Consider the following 17,045-nt stretch of genomic DNA (forward strand, 5'->3'; position numbering starts at 1 on the left):
CCACTCGGACGATGGGGCCACTCGACGGAAGGGGTGGGACGGGGCGCTCACTCGAGTGGGACGGGGCGCTCACTCGACGTGAAGCGGGGGTCAGGCGGGCGGGGTGGTGACGGCGTCGATCTCGGCGAGGTCCTCGACGGTGGGCTCCCACAGGCCGGCCCGGACGTTGTCGACGACCTGCTCGGGCCGCGTCGCCCCCGCGATCACCGAGGCGACCGCCGGCTGGGCCGCGAGCCCGCCGATCGCGACGTCGATGGGGCGCAGACCGCGCTGGGCGGCATACGCCTCGAGGGCCTCGATCGTGTCCCAGTCGGCGCCGCCGAGCCGGTCGGCCATCCCGGCCAGGCGCGTGCCCTCGGGGGCCGGCTCGCCACGACGGTACTTCCCGGTGAGCAGGCCGGAGGCCAGCGGGAAGAACGGGAGCAGCCCGACGCCGACGTGCTCGCACGCGGGGACGACCTCGTCCTCGACGTCGCGCTCGAGCAGCGAGTACTCGTTCTGCGCCGAGACGAACCGTGAGGTGCCGGCGGCCCGCGCCGTCCAGTCGGCGTCGACGACCTGCCAGCCCGTGAAGTTGCTGCTGCCCAGGTAGCGCACCTTGCCCTCGCGGACCAGCTCGTCGAGCGCCGCGAGCGTCTCGCCGATCGGGGTCTGCGGGTCGGGTCGGTGCAGCTGGTAGAGGTCGATCCAGTCGGTGCCGAGGCGACGCAGGCTCGATTCGACGGCCTTGCGCACGTAGCGGCGCGACCCACGCACACCCCAGTCGGGACCGTTGGCGCCCTGCATGTCCATGCCGAACTTCGTTGCCACCACGACGTTCTCGCGCTCAGATCCCAGAGCGAGGCCGAGCATCTCCTCGCTGGCGCCCTGGCCGTAGATGTCGGCGGTGTCGAAGAGCGTGATGCCGCTGTCGAGGGCCTGGCGCACCACGGCGTTCGTGCCGTCCTGGTCGAGGCGCCGACCGAAGTTGTTGCAGCCGATGCCGACGGTCGAGACGGTGAGCCCGCTGTCGCCGAGCTGCCGGTAGGTCATGTCAGGAGTCGCAGTCACCCGTCCAACCTATGCCCGGGCCCGACCGGTCGGCAGGTCCCGCACCCATGACGAAGGCCGGCCCCCGCGTCGCGGGGACCGGCCTTCGAGGAGGCCGCGTGGTCAGTTCGGCTGGACGAAGACCGCGACCGTGCGCGCGGGCACGGAGAACGAGCTGCTTCCCGCGTCGTATGCCGCCTGCTTGACGACGTTGTCGGCGCCGTTCGCCTGGACCGCGCTCAGCGAGACCGCGCCGCTGAGGCCGGGGACCTTCTGGGTCACGGCGTCGGGGGTCGCGTTGAAGACGACGACCGCTCCGCGCAGCGCCGGGTCGACGTCGACTCCCTTCGTGTCGTCGATCCGCATGACGATGACACCCTGCTTCGCGTCGGCCGTGCCGGAGACCGGGAAGGTCACCTTGGCGTTGATGGCAGCCGCGTTGCCGAGACGGAACAGCTTGGTGCTGAAGCGAAGTCGCAGCAGGTCCTGAGCCATCGCGTCGGCGCTGCGCACGTCGGCGGCGGACGGCTTGAGCGCCATGTTGGCGAGCAGCGGCTTCATGAACGGCCACTTGGCGGAGTTCTGCTCCTGCGGCGGCAGGCCATGGCCGAAGCCGTTGTCGGCGCCGGTCCAGTCGAGCCTGTTGAACCAGTCACCGCTGTCGTACGAGTCGCGGTTGAGCGACTTGCTGCGGAGCAGGTCGGCGCCGGCGTGCCAGAACGACGGCGTCTGCGCCAGAGCGGTCGTGGCGAGGGACAGGGTGTTCATCCGCACCCGGTCCTGCATCGACGTCGCGACCGGCAGCTTGTACGTCAGCGAGTCGAAAAGCGTCTCGTTGTCGTGGGCGTCGACGTAGCTGACGACCTCGTCGGGCTGGTCGGCGTAGCCGGCCGGGGACCCGTTGTAGTCGACCTGTGTGCCGTTGACGACCGTCCCGGTCTTCTGGCTGCGGAAGGTGAACGTCTTGAGGTTGCCGGCCAGGCCGAGCTGGACGAGGTCGGTGTCGCTGCCGAGGCGGGTGGCCGCGTCGGCGTTGGTCGCGGCACCGTTCGGGTCGGTCGCCTCGCCGGAGCCGAAGCCCTGACGACGCGGGTCCTCGTCGAACGGTCCCCCTCCACGCACGCCGTCACGCAGGCGGTCGGAGAAGGTGCCGATGCCCGTGCCACCGAGCTGGCCCTGCGTCGCCTGCACGAAGAGCTTGTTGTCGGCGACCTCGCCGAAGTTCCAGCCCTCGCCGTAGAGGTAGATCGACCTGCCGTCGACGCCGTCCTTCGAGAGCGTCAGGGCGTCGAGGGCCGAGCGCACGGCGAGCATGTTGGCCTTGCTGTGGTGGCCCATGAGGTCGAAGCGGAAGCCGTCGACCCGGTAGTTGCGGGCCCAGGACACCACGGAGTCGACCATGAGCTTCTGGCCCATGGCGTGCTCGGTGGCGACGTTCTGGCAGCACGTCGAGGTCTCGACGGCGCCACTCGCGTTCAGGCGGTGGTAGTAGTCGGGCACGACCTTGTCGAGCACGGACTTGTCGCCCTGGCCCGACTGGGCCGTGTGGTTGAAGACCTGGTCGAGCACGACGCGGAGGCCGTCCTGGTGCAGGGCTCCGACCATCGTGCGGAACTCGGCCACGCGGGTCCCGCCGTCGGCCGCGCTGGTGCTCGACGCGTACGAGCCGTCGGGAACGCTGTAGTGGTACGGGTCGTAGCCCCAGTTGAAGGCGTCCTTGGCCGCGACGGCCCCGACGCACTTCTGCTGCTCCTCGCTGTCGGGCGCATACGAGGCGAGGTCGCACTGCGGCGTCTGCTGCTTGGCCTTGTCCTCCTCGATCGAGGCGATGTCGAAGCTCGGCAACAGGTGCACGGTGTTGAGACCCGCCTTGGCGAGCGCCTTGAGGTGCGCCCTGCCGTCACCGTCCGCGGCGAAGGCGAGGTAGCTGCCACGCAAGGCCGCCGGGACCTTGGCGTCCGACATGGAGTAGTCGCGGATGTGCAGCTCGTAGATCGTCGAGTCGACGTCCTGGGCGAGCTTCGGCGACGGGGTGCGGCTCCACACCGAGGGCATGAACGCCGGGCTCGTCAGGTCGACGGCGACGGACCGCGTGGAGTTTTGCGTCAGCGCCACCGAGCTCGGGTCGGTGACGACGTTGGTCTCGACCGTCCCCGTCGTCGGCGCCCACACCTTCACCTCGTAGAGGTAGCGGGCGTTGAGCGCCGTCGAGGTGCTGAGGCTCGTCGTCCACGCCCCGTCGGACGAGCGCGTCATCGTCGTGCGTCGGGCCGTGTCGACCGGACGGTCCGCCGAACGGGCCGGCCAGGTGAGCAGGGTGACCTGCTGCGCCGTGGGGGCCCAGAGGCTGAACGTCGCGCGGCTGCGCGTGAAGCCGACACCGTAGGTGCGAGCGGCCGCCCTGGCGGCGTAGATCGCATCGAGGGCGATGGCCGTCTGCGCGCCCGTCGCGTCGAGCAGCTGGCCCGTCGAGGCGTACATCGCGACGGCGACCTGACCCTTGAGGATCTCGGGCATCAGCGCGGCGGTCGCCTTGTCGAGACGCAGGGCCACGGCCCCCTTGAGCTCCGGGTGGGCGGCCACGAGCGAGGCGGGCAGCCCTGCCGGGTCGCGCGTCAGGCTCGCCACGGAGCCGCCGGTGACAGCCTCCGCGTCGACGGCGAGACCGCCGTCGGCCGACCAGTGCAGGCGCCAGTCGAGCGTCGCGGGGTCGGTGCCGGCCGGCAGCGCCGATGCGGGCCAGGCGACGAGGTCGGGACCCACGACGTAGGCCTTGGACTTCGTCAGGTCGGGCGCGGCGCCCGCCTTGGACGTCTTGACCGTGACCTCGTGCGTCGAGGTCTTGTAGGTGATCGTGGTCAGCACGCCGTCGGCCGGGACCGAGAACGCGACGTTGTTGGCCGGGTAGGCCTCGGTCCAGGACAGACCCACGGCGACCTTGAACTCGTAGGAGCCCGCGGGGATCTGGTCCGTGGTGAAGACGTACGTGCCGTCACCGTCGGGGTCCTGCAGCCACGACCGCATGCAGTCGGGCGCCCAGTCTCCCGGGCAGCCGAGCTCGCTCTGGAAGCTGCCGGGAGCCGTGATGATCGGGCCCGTCGCGTCGTTGGTCACCCAGTGGGTGCGGTGGTCGTAGTAGAAGGTGATGGTCTTGCCGGCGGCTGTGTAGGCGATGTTGCCGCCGCCCTTGACCGCTCCGGCACCGTAGTTCTCGTCCCACGACTTGTCGATCGCGGCCTTGTACTCGTAGTCGCCGGCCGGGATGGCGTCGAAGGTGCCCTTCCAGATGTCGTCCTTGGCGTCGAGGGCGAGCTGCGCCTCCGCGCAGTCCGGCTGCCAGTCGCCCGGGCAGCCCATCTCGGAGTTGTGGTTGCCGGGGACGCTGACGTTGTCGGGCTGGGTGACGGGGCCGACGCCACCGCCGCCACCGCCGCCGGACGTCTCGGGCTCGCCCACGATGCCGTAGGTGGAGGTCGCCGAGACGTGGCCGGCGACGTCCTTGGCCACGATGCGGTACTCGACGAGCGTGCCCTTGGCGAGGCCGGACACGTCGTGGAAGACGCGGTAGGGCGCGTTGTCGTCCGTGCCCAGCGGCGTCCAGGCTGAGGTGCCTACCGGGCGCTGGAGGAAGGAGACCTCCGCGAACGTGTTACCGGGCAGGGCGGCGCCGATCTCCGCACGACCACCCACGACACCACCCGCGCTGGGCGACGTCGGGTAGATCGCGGGAGCCGACTTCGGCTGCGCCATGGTCGAGTTCGCCCGATAGACCGCCACCGACAGCGGCGGGACGGTCACCGTGACGCGCCCGTCGGCCGCGGCGCGCAGGTCCGAGGTGGCGCCGAGGAGCGGCACGAGCTTCGAGCCGGCGGAGTAGGTCGAGAAGGTCGCGGTCTTCGCCGTCGTGGCGTTGTTGGCGACGACGACGTACTCGCGCTTGGCCGCCTTGTCGATGCGGCTGATCGCGTAGATGCCGGCCGCGTCCGAGGCGTAGCGGTGCACCTGCGCCCCGTCCGCGAGGGCCGGGTTGGCCGCGCGGAGGGCGGAGAGCGCCTTGATCTCCCGGTAGAGCGGTGCGGACGTGTCGTAGTGCGAGCCGGAGCCGGCGGGCTTGCTGCTCCCGACGACGACGTCGTCCTGGTAGATCGGCGTCCGGCTGGCGAACATGTCCTGGCGCGCACGCTTGTCGCCGAAGTCGCTCGTCGGACCGGTGAAGCCCTGCTCGTCGCCGTAGTAGACGACCGGGTTGCCGCGGGTCAGGAACATCAGGGACGTCGCGAGGCGGTCGCGGGCCAGCAGGTCGTCACCCGTGGCGCCGCCGGCGAGCAGCATCGCGCCGACGCGACCCATGTCGTGGTTGCCGAGGAACGTCGGCAGCTCGTAGGCGTTCGAGTCCGTGTCGGTGTAGTAGTCGTCACCCGCGAAGAGGTCGCGGATGCCGGTGGTCGCCTTGCCCTGGGCGAAGCCGAGCGCCGCACCCTGGAAGCCGAAGTCGAGGGTCGCCGGCAGCGCACCCTTCGTCGTGAACTGGCTCGTGTAGGCGGGGTTGCCGTCGTAGACCTCACCGAACATGAAGAAGTCGTCGTTGCCGATCGCCTTGGCATGGCTGAGGATTGCCGGCGAGAAGGCCTGCCAGAACTGCATGTTGACGTGCTTGACGGTGTCGATGCGGAAGCCGTCGACGCCGAAGTCGACCCAGGAGTTGTAGATGTCCTCCATGCCCGTGACGACCTTGGGGTTCTCGGTGAAGAGGTCGTCGAGGCCGGAGAAGTCACCGTAGGTCGACGACTCGCCGGCATACGTGGAGTCACCGCGGTTGTGGTAGAGCGTCGTGTCGTTGAGCCAGGCCGGGACCTTGACGTCCTTGTCGGCGTCGGCGACCTTCGGCACGTACGGGAAGGACGTGCCCGCCGTCATCTTCGGGAAGCAGTCCGGCACGGTGTCGCCGGCGCAGGCCGGCTTGCCGGCGACGGCGGCGTCATCGAAGGCCTTGCCGCGGGCGTCCTTGTAGGGGCTCGTCTCCTTGTTGACGTAGGAATAGGAGCCGCCCTCGTAGGAGATGACGTCGGCCGTGTGGTTGGTGATGATGTCGAAGTAGACCTTCATCCCCTTCGCGTGGGCGGCCGAGATGAGCGCCTTCATGTCGGCGTTCGTGCCCAGGTGCGGGTCGATCCGGGTGAAGTCGGTGATCCAGTAGCCGTGGTAGCCGGCGCTCGCGTCGGAGCCGCTGCCCTGCACGGGGCGGTTCTTGAACGACGGCGTGAGCCAGATCGCGGTCGTGCCGAGGCCCTTGATGTAGTCGAGCTTGCCGGTCAGGCCCTTGAGGTCACCACCGTGGTAGAACCCCTCGTTCGTCGGGTCGAAGCCGGTGGAGAGCGGTCCGCCTGTCAGGCCGCCCTGGTCGTTGGCCGTGTCGCCGTTGGCGAAGCGGTCGGCCATGACGAAGTAGAAGCGCTCCTTCGTCGCGAGCGAGCGCAGCGACGAGGCGGCCAGCTTCGTGTCGGCCTTCGTGGCGGCACCGGGCAGGTCGGTGGGGGCGATGCCGATGGCGTGGGTCGTGTCGTCGTAGGTGAAGCGCAGCGTGGCCGGGCCGGCGAGGACGAGCGGCACGTTGCCGCCGCCCTGGCCGTAGCTCTCGTCCCACGAGTGGTTGATGGCCACCTTGAGCTCGTAGCTGCCCTTGGGCAGACGGAACTCGGCGGCATACGTCGTCGTGCCCGGCTCGAGCGCGAGGTCGGTGGCGGTGCAGTCGGGCGTCCAGTCGCCGCTGCAGCCGAGCTCGTCCTGGAGGGACCCGACGACCGTCGCGGTGCGCGGAGCGTCCGCCCGGGCGGTCGGTGCCCCGGCCAGCGGGACGGCGAGTCCCGCCATGACCAGGGCCGAGATGCTGGCGACGGACAGGGCCGGGCGACGGCGCATGCGCACTCCTTCGTGGGCTGGGTCGCTCACGCCCGCGTCTGGACGCTCGACCACCGGGGGAGAACTTAGCGCCCGAATCGGACACCGCGCCAGACCTGCACTGCAAAATTTTGCACTCAGGCTCAGGATATTGCGGTTTCTTGCGCCGAACGACAGCAGATCAGCCCACCGAGGCACCCGGGCGCGGTACGAGGGCCGTCACGGCCGCGCCGAAGTCAGCAACTCGCGTCACGGTCACCGGCCCCTCGGGCACGGCGATCCCGTCGGGCCAGCCGGGCCCGCCGATGACGACCTCGAGCGGCCAGTCGATGATCTCGAGGTCGCGCCAGAACGGCTCGGCCTGCGGGCGCGCGAGCGAGGCCCAGAGGAAGACGGCCCGCGGCTGCGACTCACGCAGCGCCGACACGAGGGCGTCGGACGGCACGCGCGGGCCGAGGAAGAGGCTCGCCACCCCGTGGCGCGCTAGCTCGGCCTCGAGCGCGAGCAGCGGGAGGTGGTGCTGCTCGTCGTCGGCGCTGGCCAGCACGACGGGCAGACCTGCGACCCGGAGCCGGTTGGCCCGCACGACCGCGCGCAGCTCGGACTGGAGCAGCTCGCTCGTCAGGTGCTCGGACTGCACCCCGAGCCGGCCCTCCTCCCAGAGGTCACCGACGCGGCGCAGTGCCGGCGCAAAGACCTCGACCCAGGCCCGACCGACGTCGCGACGGCGCATGACCTGGCGGTAGAGCAGCGCCATGGTGCGGGGGTCGAGAGCCCGGGCCGCGCCCACGATGGCCTCGACGAGGTCGGTCGCATCCTGCTCGGAGCCCTCCACCTCACCGGCGCGCGCACCACCGACACCGGGCTCACGGGGCTCACCGGGCTCACCGGGCCCACGGGACCCGCCGGGCACGCGACCCAGCCCGTCCCCCTCGCCCGGTGCTGCGAACCCGCGGTCCCCCTCGAGACGTTCGGCGATCGCCTGTGAGTCCATCGCGAGCACCGAGTCCGCGGCGCTCTGCGCGGGCACCCCCTGGGCGGTCAGGCGGGACATCAGCAGCACGCGCCGGATGTCGAGCTCGGTGTACCGGCGGTGGTTGCCCCGGGTCCTCAGGCTCGGCCCGATGCCGTGGCGGCGATCCCAGGACCGGAGCGTCGGCGCGGCGATGGCGAGTCGCTCGGACACGACTCCCACGGGCCAGCCCAGCTCGGGCGCCCGCTCCCCCGGCTCGGGGTGGTCAGGCTCCGTCTGGCCAGGCTCCCTCGAGGCTGCCGGCTGCGGGTTCATGTCGATCATCACCGTTTCACGTTGGTCACCCGCGTCGGGCGGAGCGGTCCGAGATTCCCGTCATGGACCGCTCCAGCGCCGATCGGGCTCCCCGGATCATAAACTTATGCAGACCTCTTGTGCAATGCATAAGTTCTGCGTAGGTTCTGCATCAGATCGCTCGACCGGACCGACGGAGGAAGCCATGACGATCACTCGCCTTCCGCGCCCCACCTACTCCTCGTACGAGTGGCAGGAGCAGGGTCGTTGCCGCACCAAGGCCGTCGAGCAGTTCTTCGCCGACGACCAGGAGCTCGACCAGCGCGAGCGCCGCGAGCAGACCGAGGCCGCCCGCATGGTGTGCGCCTCGTGCCCCGTCCGTGAGCGGTGCCTCGACCACGCGCTCCGGGTTCCCGAGACCTTCGGCATCTGGGGCGGCACGACGCCGACCGAACGCGCCCAGATGCTCTGGGACGTCGCCGGCTGACCGAGCCGTCAGCGCACGGCGAGGGCGATGACCTGTGCCGTCGGCAGTCCGGCGAGGGACGCCCCGTCGAGCAGCAGCTTCGCGCCGCGGACGCCGGCGCCGATGACGACCGGACCTGCCGCGACGACGGCTTCGTCGACGAGCACCGGCCAGCCCGCCGGCAGCCCGACCGGCGTGATGCCACCCTGCTGCATCCCGGTCAGCTCCTGGGCCTTCGCCTGGTCGGCGAAGGAGATCTTGCGGGCGCCGAGGTGCTTGCGCACGACGCGGTTGATGTCGGCCCGGTCGGTCGCGAGCACCATGACGGCCGCGAGGGTCGTGTCGTCACCGCGGCGTGCCTCGACGACGACGCAGTTGGCCGACGCCTCGGGCGCGACGTCGTAGGCCTCGCAGAAGGCCGCCGTGTCGGCGAGCGTGGCGTCGATCGGGGCGACCCGGACCCCCGGCACGTGCTCGAGTGCCGCCGCGACGGGCGGGGCGAGCAGGTCGGGGCGCTCGGAGGCGGCCACCCACGTCAGGTTTCCTTCGGCGCTCGGCATGGCCCGAGCGTATGCCGCCCGATTCCGCACCGCCCAGAGGGCCCGTATGCCGTCGGCCCGCCCGACGGCATACGGTCTGCGCACAACTGCAAGAACGTGCGGCACGTCAACCGCCGCGGCCGGTCCCTCGCAACTCGAAACCGGCGCTCTCACGCGGCCGACGCCCGGGTCAGTGCGAGAGCTCGGCGACGACCGTGGCCGCGGGCACCGGCCGCGCCGACCTCCAGCCCGAGCCGGCCCACAGGGCGAGCAGGTCCGAGCGCTCCGCCCGTGCCGACGCCCGCCGCAACGGCACCGTGAGGTGGTGGACCTCCGGGTAGGCGGCCGGGGCGTGGCCGTCGTGCCGACGCAGGAACTCGGTCTCGAGACCGCGGGCGAGGCGGCCCGAGTAGGCCCGCGTCACGGCGGTGCGCTCGTAGGAAGGGTCGGCGAGGGCGCGGCGGTAGGCGAGGCCGGTCCCGGCCTCAGGAGTGAGGAGCAGGGCGGTCCCGACCTGGACGGCGTCAGCCCCGGCGGCCCGCACCTGCGCGGCCCGCTCCGGGGTCGAGATCCCGCCGGCGGCGACGATCGGCACGTCCGTCTGCAACCGCACGGCGGCGACGAGGTCGAGCAGGTCGGAGGCCGACGGCTCCTTGGCCGGATCGAGGGTGCCACGGTGTCCGCCGCCCTCCGGTCCTTGGAGACAGAGCCCGTCGACGCCGGCACCGAGGGCCGCTGCCGCCTCGTCGACGTCGGTGACCGTGGCGACGGTCTCGATGCCGGCGCGGCGCAGCTCACCGAGCACCGCCGTGCTCGGCAGCCCGAACGTGAAGGACACCAAGGGAACTCGCTCCCGCACGACGAGGTCGAGCTTGCGTTCCCAGTCGTCGTCGTCGCCGGGTCTCGGCTCACCGGGCTCCACGCCGACGGACCGCGCGTCGTCGCCCAGCGTCTCGCGGTAGGCGGCCACCGCATCCGCGCGCTCGGCGCCGGTCAGCTCCCCCGGCCCGACGGCATACGCGTTCGCCTGGGCGGGCACGAAGAGGTTGACGCCGAAGGGGCGCGAGCTCGCGTCCCACACCTCGGCGATCGCCGAGGCGAGCTGAGGTGCGGTGAGGTATCCGGCAGCGAGGAAGCCCAGACCACCGGCTTCGCCGACCGCGGCGACGAGCTCGGGAGAGGTCGGGCCTCCCGCCATCGGGGCGCCGACGACACCGGTCTCGAGCGTTCGCAGCAGCATGCCCCGACGCTACTCCGCTCCCCCGCCCGCGGCACCGGGCCGTGCGGCCGGCGTGGGGAGTGTGGGCTGGGTCACCGCGGCCGGACGACCCGCCCCTCGTCCCACACCGGCTCGGTCGACTCGTAGACGCGGCCGTCGGCGCCGAAGACGAGGAAGCGGTCGAAGCCGCGCGCGAACCACCGGTCGTGGGTCACGGCCACGACGGTCCCCTCGAAGCGGTCGAGCCCCTCCTCGAGCGCCTCGGCCGACTGGAGGTCGAGGTTGTCGGTGGGCTCGTCGAGCAGCAGCATCGTCGCGCCCGAGAGCTCGAGCAGCAGGATCTGGAAGCGGGCCTGCTGCCCGCCCGACAGCGACTCGAACTTCTGCTCGCCCGAGCGTGCCAGCTCGTAGCGGTCGAGCGCGCGGGCGGCCTGCTCGCGCGGGCGCCCCTCGCGGTGCTCGTCACCCCGGTGCAGGATCTCGAGCAGCGTGCGTCCCATGAGCGAGGGGTGCTCGTGCGTCTGCGCGAACCATCCCGGACGCACGCGCGACCCCAGCCGCACGACGCCGGAGTGATCGACGGGCACCGGACGCACGTCGCCGACGGGCTGGTGCTCGCGCTCGGGATCGGTGCCACCGCACGCGAGCAGCCGCAGGAAGTGCGACTTGCCCGAGCCGTTGCTACCGAGGATCGCGACGCGCTCGCCGTACCAGACCTCGAGGTCGAAGGGCTTCATCAGGCCGGTCAGCTCGAGCCCCGTCGCGACGATGGCCCGCTTGGCCGTGCGACCCCCGGTGAGGCGCATCTTGACCGACTGCGTCATCGGCGTCTCTTCGGGCGGGCCGGCCTGCTCGAACTTCGCAAGACGGGTCTGCGCGGCCTGGTAGCGCGAGGCCATGCCGTCGTTGAACTTGGCCTTGACCTTGAGCGTCTGCACGAGGGTCTTGAGCTTGACGTGCTCCTCGTCCCAGCGCCGGCGCAGCTCCTCGAGGCGGTCGTTGCGGTCGGTGCGGGCCTGGGCGTAGGTCGCGAAACGGCCGGGGTGCACCCAGAGGGTGGCGCCGGCGGCTCCGGGCTCGAGCGTCGCAACGCGGGTGGCGACCCGGTCGAGCAGCTCGCGGTCGTGGCTGATGAAGAGCACCGTCTTGGGCGAGGCGACGAGCGCCTCCTCGAGCCAGCGCTTCGTCGGCACGTCGAGGTAGTTGTCGGGCTCGTCGAGGAGCAGCACCTCCTCGGGTCCGCGCAGCAGCGCCTCGAGCACGAGCCGCTTCTGCTCACCGCCGGAGAGCGTCGTGACCGTGCGCCACTGCGCCTGCTCGTAGGGGATGCCGAGGGCCGCGACGGTGCACTGGTCCCAGAGCGTCTCCTGCTCGTAGCCACCCGCCTCGCCCCACTCGACGAGCGCGTGGGCATAGGCCATCTGGTCGTCCTCGGAGTCGCGCTCCATCATGAGCAGCTCGCTGCGGTCGATCTCCTCGGCGGCGGCGCGGATGCGGTCGGGCGCCACCGAGACGAGCAGGTCGCGCACGGTCGTGTCGTCGCGCACCTTGCCGATGAACTGGCGCATGACGCCCAGACCGCCCGAGCGCGTCACCGCGCCCTCATGGGCCGCGATGTCGCCCGCGATGATCCGCGTCAGCGTCGTCTTCCCGGTCCCGTTGGGGCCGATGAGCGCGACCTTGGCGCCCTCCCCGACCCGCACGGAGACGTCGTTGAGCAGCGGCCTGCCGTCAGGCAGGCTGAACGAGACGGAGTTGACGTCGACATGGCCCACGAGAGTCAAGCCTGACGTATGCCGTGTGGCCGCGTCACCCGGTTAAGCATCCGGTCGCGCACGCGTCACCCCCACGCCCAGGAGTCGAGCACGGCGCGGTAGACGTCGAGCGCCTCCGGGTGGGCAGGGTCGTAGGTGAGCCGGATCGCGAAGGCCTGCTCGGTGTAGGCGACGACGTAGTAGACGTGGCGCACCTGCTCCGACTGGTCGACGACGATGCCCATCGCCCGGTAGCCGGCGATCTCGCGCTCGGGGGCCGCCATGGGCGTCAGGCCCTTGGCCTCGAAGCCCTGACGGATCCCGTCGACGACCTCTGCCAGCGAGTGCGAGCCCACCTTGATCGGGCGCTCGACCGCGATGAACGCCGGCACACCGTCGTCGTCGGGCTGCACGAGGGTGTCCGGCGGCGGGTCGAGGTCGCGCTCGGCCCGGCTCCACCCGGCGGGCTGGAGGTAGCTGTAGTCCACGCCGCGGACGCGGTCCTCGGTCATGGCCACCGGGCCGACCGCGGCGGGGAGCGACTCGATGCGGTGGCCGCCGCTGTCGGTCGTCGGCGCCGCTGACGTCGGCAGGTGGACGACGCCGACGTCGGTCGGCGTCGGCGCCACCGGGGCTGGGTCGGCGGAGCAGCCGGCGAGGCACGGGGCCACGACCAGGGCGATCGCCGGAAGCAGTGCCGCCGACGTCCTCACGCGAGATGCCATGGGGCTACGTCCACGCCCAGGTCGAGAGGAGCTCGTCGAACTCGGCCATCGCGTGCGTCGCGTCGGCCTGGGAGGAGCTGAGGGTGAGCAGGTAGATGCGGCCGCCGCGCGAGACGCCGTAGGAGCGGGCGAGCACCTTGATGCCCTGCTGTTCGAAGGTCGTCGTGAAGCCGGCGGCCGCGGAGCCCGACACGCTCTTGCCGGGAGCCGAGGACACGGTGCGTCCGGCAGCACCGAGCTGCTGGCGGCCCTTGGCCAGCTCGTCGTCGAGGACCGACTGGTCGCCGGCGGCCGAGGTGACCACGAGGTTGTTGGCGAAGGCACCGACCTTCTTGGACGAGAGGAGCACGAGGTCGATGTCGGCCACGCCGGTGGCCTTGTCGGTCGCCTCGGTCCACCCCTCCGGAGGCACCACGGTGAAGGCACCCGAGCGGCCCCGGACCTCGTCGCCCGCTGCCGTCGCGGCCGAGCCGGTCGCCGTGGACGTCGCACCCGACGCGGAGGCGGGGCTGCTCGCCGGTGGCGAGGCGGTGGTGTCCTTCGAACAGCCCGTGAGCACCAGGGCGCAGGTGAGGACGCCCACCGAGACGACACGGGTGGGGCGGGCCTTCATGCGGACGATCCAACCACAGGTGGCTGGTGACCGCCGGTCCGGTCTCGGGCCTGAGACACCGCTCAGACGGCAGAACGGCGTGCCCGCGTGGCCACGGCCCGCGCCGCCAGGCCGTCGTCGTCCGGGTAGACGACCTCCTCGAGGCTGAGGCCGTGCGGCGGCATGACGTGGATTCCCGCGGTGCGCTCGGCCCGGTCCCGGAGCGCCCGCGGCCAGTCCACAGCGCGACGGCCCTCGCCGACGGGCACGACGGCACCGACGAGCGACCGCACCATCGAGTGGCAGAACGCGTCGGCCCGCACCGTGGCGGCGAGCACGCCGTCGGCAAGGCGGACCCATGAGAAGTCGAGCAGCGTTCGCACGGTCGTCGCACCCTCCCGCTGCTTGCAGAACGCAGCGAAGTCGCGCAGCCCGACGAGCGAGCGCGACGCCTCGTCCATGGCCGCAACGTCGAGGGGCCGGCGCCACCAGACCGTGTCGTGGCGTCGCAGCGGGTCACGGTCCGCGTCGGGGTCGGCGAGGCGGTAGAGGTAGCGCCGCTCGACGGCTGAGAAGCGTGCGTCGAAGCCAAGGGGGGCCGCCACCGCACGGCGCACGACGACGTCCGTGCCCAGCAGGCCCCCGAGACGACTGACGAGGGCGACCCCCGGCTCCCGGTCGGAGCGACCCGGCAGGGCGGCCCAGGCGTGGGCGTCGAGGTCGACGTGGGCGACCTGACCGCGCGCGTGGACGCCGGCATCGGTGCGGCCGGCCACGGTGACCCGGACGGGCTCAGCGCTGCGCAGCACCGTCGACAGGGCAGCGGTCAGCTCGCCCTGCACCGTGCGCAGCGCCGGCTGGGCGGCCCACCCCGAGAAGGCTGTCCCGTCATAGGCCAGGTCGAGGCGCACGCGCAGCGTGGACCCGCTCGACTCGCTCATGGCGCCCGAGCCTAACGGGATCCGATGGGGCCGTGACGCGCGCCCGTCAACCGCGCCGGGGCCCTGCCCGTCCTATGAGTGGGACACCGGACGACCCGGTCCGGGCCCGCCAGAAGGGGGAACCTCCATGCACACCGTCACCCGCTGCCTCCTCGTCGCCGCGTGCGCGGCCGCACTCACCGCCCCGGTCGCGTCCGCCGGCACCGTCACCCCCGCCACCGCCTCGACCGCGCCCTCCTGCGGCATCACGTGGGGATCCGGCGCGAAGGCGACGAGCCCCACCCAGCTCTGGACCGGCGCCGTCACGGGGGTCCGGGCCGGCCGGCACGCCTGCTACGACCGGCTCGTCATCGACCTCGCCCGTGGCCGTGGCACCCTCGGCTACGACGTCCGCTACGTCGGCGCCGTCATCGCGCCGGGCAGCGGCCTCCCCGTGCCCGTGAGCGGTGGCGCGAAGATCCAGGTCACCGTCGACGCGCCATCGGTCCTCGGTCGGACCACGACGACCTTCTCCGGATGGACCACCTTCCGGCAGCTGCGGGGCGTCGGCAGCTTCGAGGGCTACACCGACTACGGGCTCGGCGTGCGGGCGCGGCTGCCGATGCGCGCCTTCGTCCTGACCGACGCCGACGGTGGCCGCCGTCTCGTCGTCGACGTCGCCCACCGGTGGTGAACGAGAAGGGCCCCGCACCACTGGTGCGGGGCCCTTCTCGTCGCGCCGGAGCGCGAGGTCACTCTGGGTGGCTCAGGTGGCTCAGGAGCCGGAGCCGGCCTTCGTGAAGCCGGCGGCCTCGGCGTCCTCGGCGGACTTGAACCAGAACTCGGCGATCGTCTGGTCGTACCACTGACCGTCGGCCTCGTGGTACTTGCCGGAGTCGGCGTTGCCCTTGACGGTGTAGCCGTCCTCGGGCGACGAGCCGTCCTCGTTCGCGGCGACGGCGCCCTTCGGCAGCTCGACAGCAGCCTCGGTGGCCTCGGCCTTCTCGGCGTCCTCAGCGGCCTTCGTCTCGGCAGCGGCCTGCTTCGACTCGCTCTGCTTCGCAGCGCGCTTCGTGGCGGCCTCGGCCTCCTTGACCGTCGCCTTCTTGGCCGACAGCGGCTCGCGGACGAGCTCGATGACGACCATGGGGGCGTTGTCGCCCTTGCGGGCGGCGATCTTCGTGATGCGGGTGTAGCCACCGTCGCGGGCCGCCATGTCGGGGGCGATCTCGGCGAACAGGCGGTGGACGACACCCTTGTCGCGCACGACCGTGAGGACGCGGCGACGGGCGTGCAGGTCGCCACGCTTGGCGAACGTGATGAGACGCTCGGCGAGCGGGCGCAGACGCTTGGCCTTGGCCGCGGTCGTCGTGATCTTGTCGTGCTCGAAGAGCGACGTCGCGAGGTTGGCCAGGATCAGCCGCTCGTGGGCGGGGCCGCCACCGACGCGGGGACCCTTGGTGGGGGTGGGCATTTCGTTTCTCCTAGAAGTCCGACCAGGCCGTTCTCGAGCAGTTCGCCGAGGGCTCGGTCAAGAAGCGGTTGGTCAGAGACGCTCGTCCTCGACGAACGACTGGTCGTCGTCGTCGCTGTAGTCGTCCTCGCCGTAGCCGTCGACGAGGGCAGACGGGTCGAACCCGGGCGGGCTGTCCTTGAGGGCCAGACCCATGCCGACGAGCTTGGCCTTGACCTCGTCGATCGACTTCGCACCGAAGTTGCGGATGTCGAGCAGGTCGGCCTCGCTGCGGCCCACGAGCTCACCCACGGTGTGGATGCCCTCGCGCTTGAGGCAGTTGTAGGAACGAACGGTGAGGTCGAGATCCTCGATCGGCAGGGCGAGGTCGGCGGCGAGCGCGGCGTCCGTCGGCGACGGGCCCATGTCGATGCCCTCGGCCTCGACGTTGAGCTCGCGAGCCAGACCGAAGAGCTCGACCAGCGTCTTGCCGGCCGAGGCCATGGCGTCACGCGGGGTCATCGAGTTCTTCGTCTCGACGTCGACGATGAGCTTGTCGAAGTCGGTGCGCTGCTCGACACGGGTCGCCTCGACCTTGTAGGTCACGGTGAGCACCGGGCTGTAGATCGAGTCGACCGGGATACGGCCGATCTCCTGGTCACCGGACTTGTTCTGCTGCGCCGAGACGTAGCCACGGCCACGCTCCACGGTCAGCTCCATCTCGAGCTTGCCCTTGTCGTTGAGCGTCGCGATGTGCAGGTCGGGGTTGTGCACCTCGACACCAGCCGGAGGCGTGATGTCGGCGGCGGTGACCGCACCCGGACCCTGCTTGCGCAGGTACATGACGACCGGCTCGTCGTGCTCCGAGGAGACGACGAGGCCCTTGATGTTGAGGATCATCTCGGTGACGTCCTCCTTCACGCCCGGAACGGTCGTGAACTCGTGGAGCACGCCGTCGATGCGGATGGAGGTGACCGCCGCGCCCGGGATGCTCGAGAGCAGGGTGCGACGGAGGGAGTTGCCGAGCGTGTAGCCGAAGCCGGGCTCGAGCGGCTCGATGGTGAAGCGGCTGCGGTTCTCGACCACGACCTCTTCGGAGAGCACGGGACGCTGTGCGATGAGCACTGTTCATTTCCTTCCCACGGGCGACCGCCATATGACGCCTCGTGAAACTGCCCGGTCG

The 17,045-nt window shown here is 71.4% G+C and carries 13 protein-coding genes; 2 read left to right on the forward strand and 11 right to left on the reverse strand.

All coding sequences use genetic code 11. The annotated features are described in order from the left end of the window. Positions 1 to 90: 90 nt before the first annotated feature. The 3 genes from AB4Z14_RS10745 to AB4Z14_RS10755 form a co-directional block, all read right to left on the reverse strand. A complete protein-coding gene (locus AB4Z14_RS10745) occupies positions 91 to 1,032 on the reverse strand; it encodes an aldo/keto reductase (protein ID WP_442275383.1) in 942 nt (313 codons plus the stop codon). Between the two features lie 120 nt (positions 1,033 to 1,152). Continuing rightward, entirely contained in the window at positions 1,153 to 6,948 is a 5,796-nt protein-coding gene (pulA, locus tag AB4Z14_RS10750; protein WP_442275186.1) for a pullulanase-type alpha-1,6-glucosidase, read from the reverse strand. 160 nt (positions 6,949 to 7,108) lie between these two features. After that, a complete protein-coding gene (locus AB4Z14_RS10755; protein ID WP_442275187.1) occupies positions 7,109 to 8,215 on the reverse strand; it encodes a MerR family transcriptional regulator in 1,107 nt (368 codons plus the stop codon). A 184-nt stretch (positions 8,216 to 8,399) separates the two neighbouring features. Here AB4Z14_RS10755 and AB4Z14_RS10760 point away from each other — a divergent pair, with 184 nt between their 5' ends. Then, a complete protein-coding gene (locus tag AB4Z14_RS10760) occupies positions 8,400 to 8,681 on the forward strand; it encodes a WhiB family transcriptional regulator (protein ID WP_020143197.1) in 282 nt (93 codons plus the stop codon). A gap of 8 nt (positions 8,682 to 8,689) precedes the next feature. Here AB4Z14_RS10760 and AB4Z14_RS10765 read toward each other — a convergent pair whose 3' ends face one another. From AB4Z14_RS10765 to truA, 6 genes are all read right to left on the reverse strand, one after another. Further along, positions 8,690 to 9,220, reverse strand: coding sequence for a YbaK/EbsC family protein (locus AB4Z14_RS10765; protein ID WP_056772612.1), 531 nt, complete (start codon positions 9,218 to 9,220; stop codon positions 8,690 to 8,692). 169 nt (positions 9,221 to 9,389) lie between these two features. Beyond that, positions 9,390 to 10,439 carry a nitronate monooxygenase gene (locus AB4Z14_RS10770; protein ID WP_442275188.1) on the reverse strand — a complete coding sequence of 350 codons (1,050 nt, stop codon included), beginning with the start codon at positions 10,437 to 10,439 and terminating at the stop codon, positions 9,390 to 9,392. Between the two features lie 71 nt (positions 10,440 to 10,510). Further along, entirely contained in the window at positions 10,511 to 12,193 is a 1,683-nt protein-coding gene (locus AB4Z14_RS10775; RefSeq protein WP_020143200.1) for an ABC-F family ATP-binding cassette domain-containing protein, read from the reverse strand. A 65-nt stretch (positions 12,194 to 12,258) separates the two neighbouring features. Next, positions 12,259 to 12,897 (reverse strand): hypothetical protein, encoded by a 639-nt coding sequence (locus AB4Z14_RS10780; RefSeq protein WP_442275189.1) that lies wholly within the window; start codon positions 12,895 to 12,897, stop codon positions 12,259 to 12,261. Positions 12,898 to 12,901: 4 nt separating this feature from the next. Then, entirely contained in the window at positions 12,902 to 13,510 is a 609-nt protein-coding gene (locus tag AB4Z14_RS10785; RefSeq protein WP_442275190.1) for a hypothetical protein, read from the reverse strand. A 62-nt stretch (positions 13,511 to 13,572) separates the two neighbouring features. Next, positions 13,573 to 14,430 (reverse strand): tRNA pseudouridine(38-40) synthase TruA, encoded by an 858-nt coding sequence (gene truA, locus AB4Z14_RS10790; RefSeq protein WP_442275191.1) that lies wholly within the window; start codon positions 14,428 to 14,430, stop codon positions 13,573 to 13,575. A 127-nt stretch (positions 14,431 to 14,557) separates the two neighbouring features. On the opposite strand from truA, the gene AB4Z14_RS10795 reads away from it, so the two are divergent. After that, positions 14,558 to 15,103, forward strand: coding sequence for an AMIN-like domain-containing (lipo)protein (locus AB4Z14_RS10795; protein ID WP_442275192.1), 546 nt, complete (start codon positions 14,558 to 14,560; stop codon positions 15,101 to 15,103). 81 nt (positions 15,104 to 15,184) lie between these two features. Here the strand turns inward: AB4Z14_RS10795 and rplQ are convergent, their stop codons facing one another. Both rplQ and AB4Z14_RS10805 read right to left on the reverse strand, forming a co-directional pair. Next, on the reverse strand, positions 15,185 to 15,883 hold the full coding sequence (rplQ, locus tag AB4Z14_RS10800) for a 50S ribosomal protein L17, sunset domain variant (RefSeq protein ID WP_056771050.1): 699 nt from the start codon (positions 15,881 to 15,883) through the stop codon (positions 15,185 to 15,187). Positions 15,884 to 15,955: 72 nt separating this feature from the next. After that, the gene (locus AB4Z14_RS10805; protein ID WP_020143206.1) at positions 15,956 to 16,987 is read right to left on the reverse strand and encodes a DNA-directed RNA polymerase subunit alpha; all 1,032 of its coding nucleotides are present in this window, start codon (positions 16,985 to 16,987) and stop codon (positions 15,956 to 15,958) included. Positions 16,988 to 17,045 lie beyond the last annotated feature (58 nt).

The sequence above is a fragment of the Terrabacter sp. 2TAF16 genome (assembly GCF_052115065.1).
In the GTDB taxonomy this organism is placed as follows: Bacteria; Actinomycetota; Actinomycetes; order Actinomycetales; family Dermatophilaceae; genus Terrabacter.

What these genes read in the sequence shown, in the direction of transcription:
- AB4Z14_RS10760 (WP_020143197.1), top strand. Translation starts at nt 8,400, where the DNA reads ATGACGATCACTCGCCTTCCGCGCCCCACCTACTCCTCGTACGAGTGG.
- AB4Z14_RS10745 (WP_442275383.1), bottom strand. Translation starts at nt 1,032, where the DNA reads ATGACCTACCGGCAGCTCGGCGACAGCGGGCTCACCGTCTCGACCGTC.
- AB4Z14_RS10765 (WP_056772612.1), bottom strand. Translation starts at nt 9,220, where the DNA reads ATGCCGAGCGCCGAAGGAAACCTGACGTGGGTGGCCGCCTCCGAGCGC.
- AB4Z14_RS10795 (WP_442275192.1), top strand. Translation starts at nt 14,558, where the DNA reads ATGCACACCGTCACCCGCTGCCTCCTCGTCGCCGCGTGCGCGGCCGCA.
- AB4Z14_RS10770 (WP_442275188.1), bottom strand. Translation starts at nt 10,439, where the DNA reads ATGCTGCTGCGAACGCTCGAGACCGGTGTCGTCGGCGCCCCGATGGCG.
- AB4Z14_RS10780 (WP_442275189.1), bottom strand. Translation starts at nt 12,897, where the DNA reads ATGGCATCTCGCGTGAGGACGTCGGCGGCACTGCTTCCGGCGATCGCC.
- truA (WP_442275191.1), bottom strand. Translation starts at nt 14,430, where the DNA reads ATGAGCGAGTCGAGCGGGTCCACGCTGCGCGTGCGCCTCGACCTGGCC.
- rplQ (WP_056771050.1), bottom strand. Translation starts at nt 15,883, where the DNA reads ATGCCCACCCCCACCAAGGGTCCCCGCGTCGGTGGCGGCCCCGCCCAC.
- pulA (WP_442275186.1), bottom strand. Translation starts at nt 6,948, where the DNA reads ATGCGCCGTCGCCCGGCCCTGTCCGTCGCCAGCATCTCGGCCCTGGTC.
- AB4Z14_RS10785 (WP_442275190.1), bottom strand. Translation starts at nt 13,510, where the DNA reads ATGAAGGCCCGCCCCACCCGTGTCGTCTCGGTGGGCGTCCTCACCTGC.
- AB4Z14_RS10755 (WP_442275187.1), bottom strand. Translation starts at nt 8,215, where the DNA reads ATGAACCCGCAGCCGGCAGCCTCGAGGGAGCCTGGCCAGACGGAGCCT.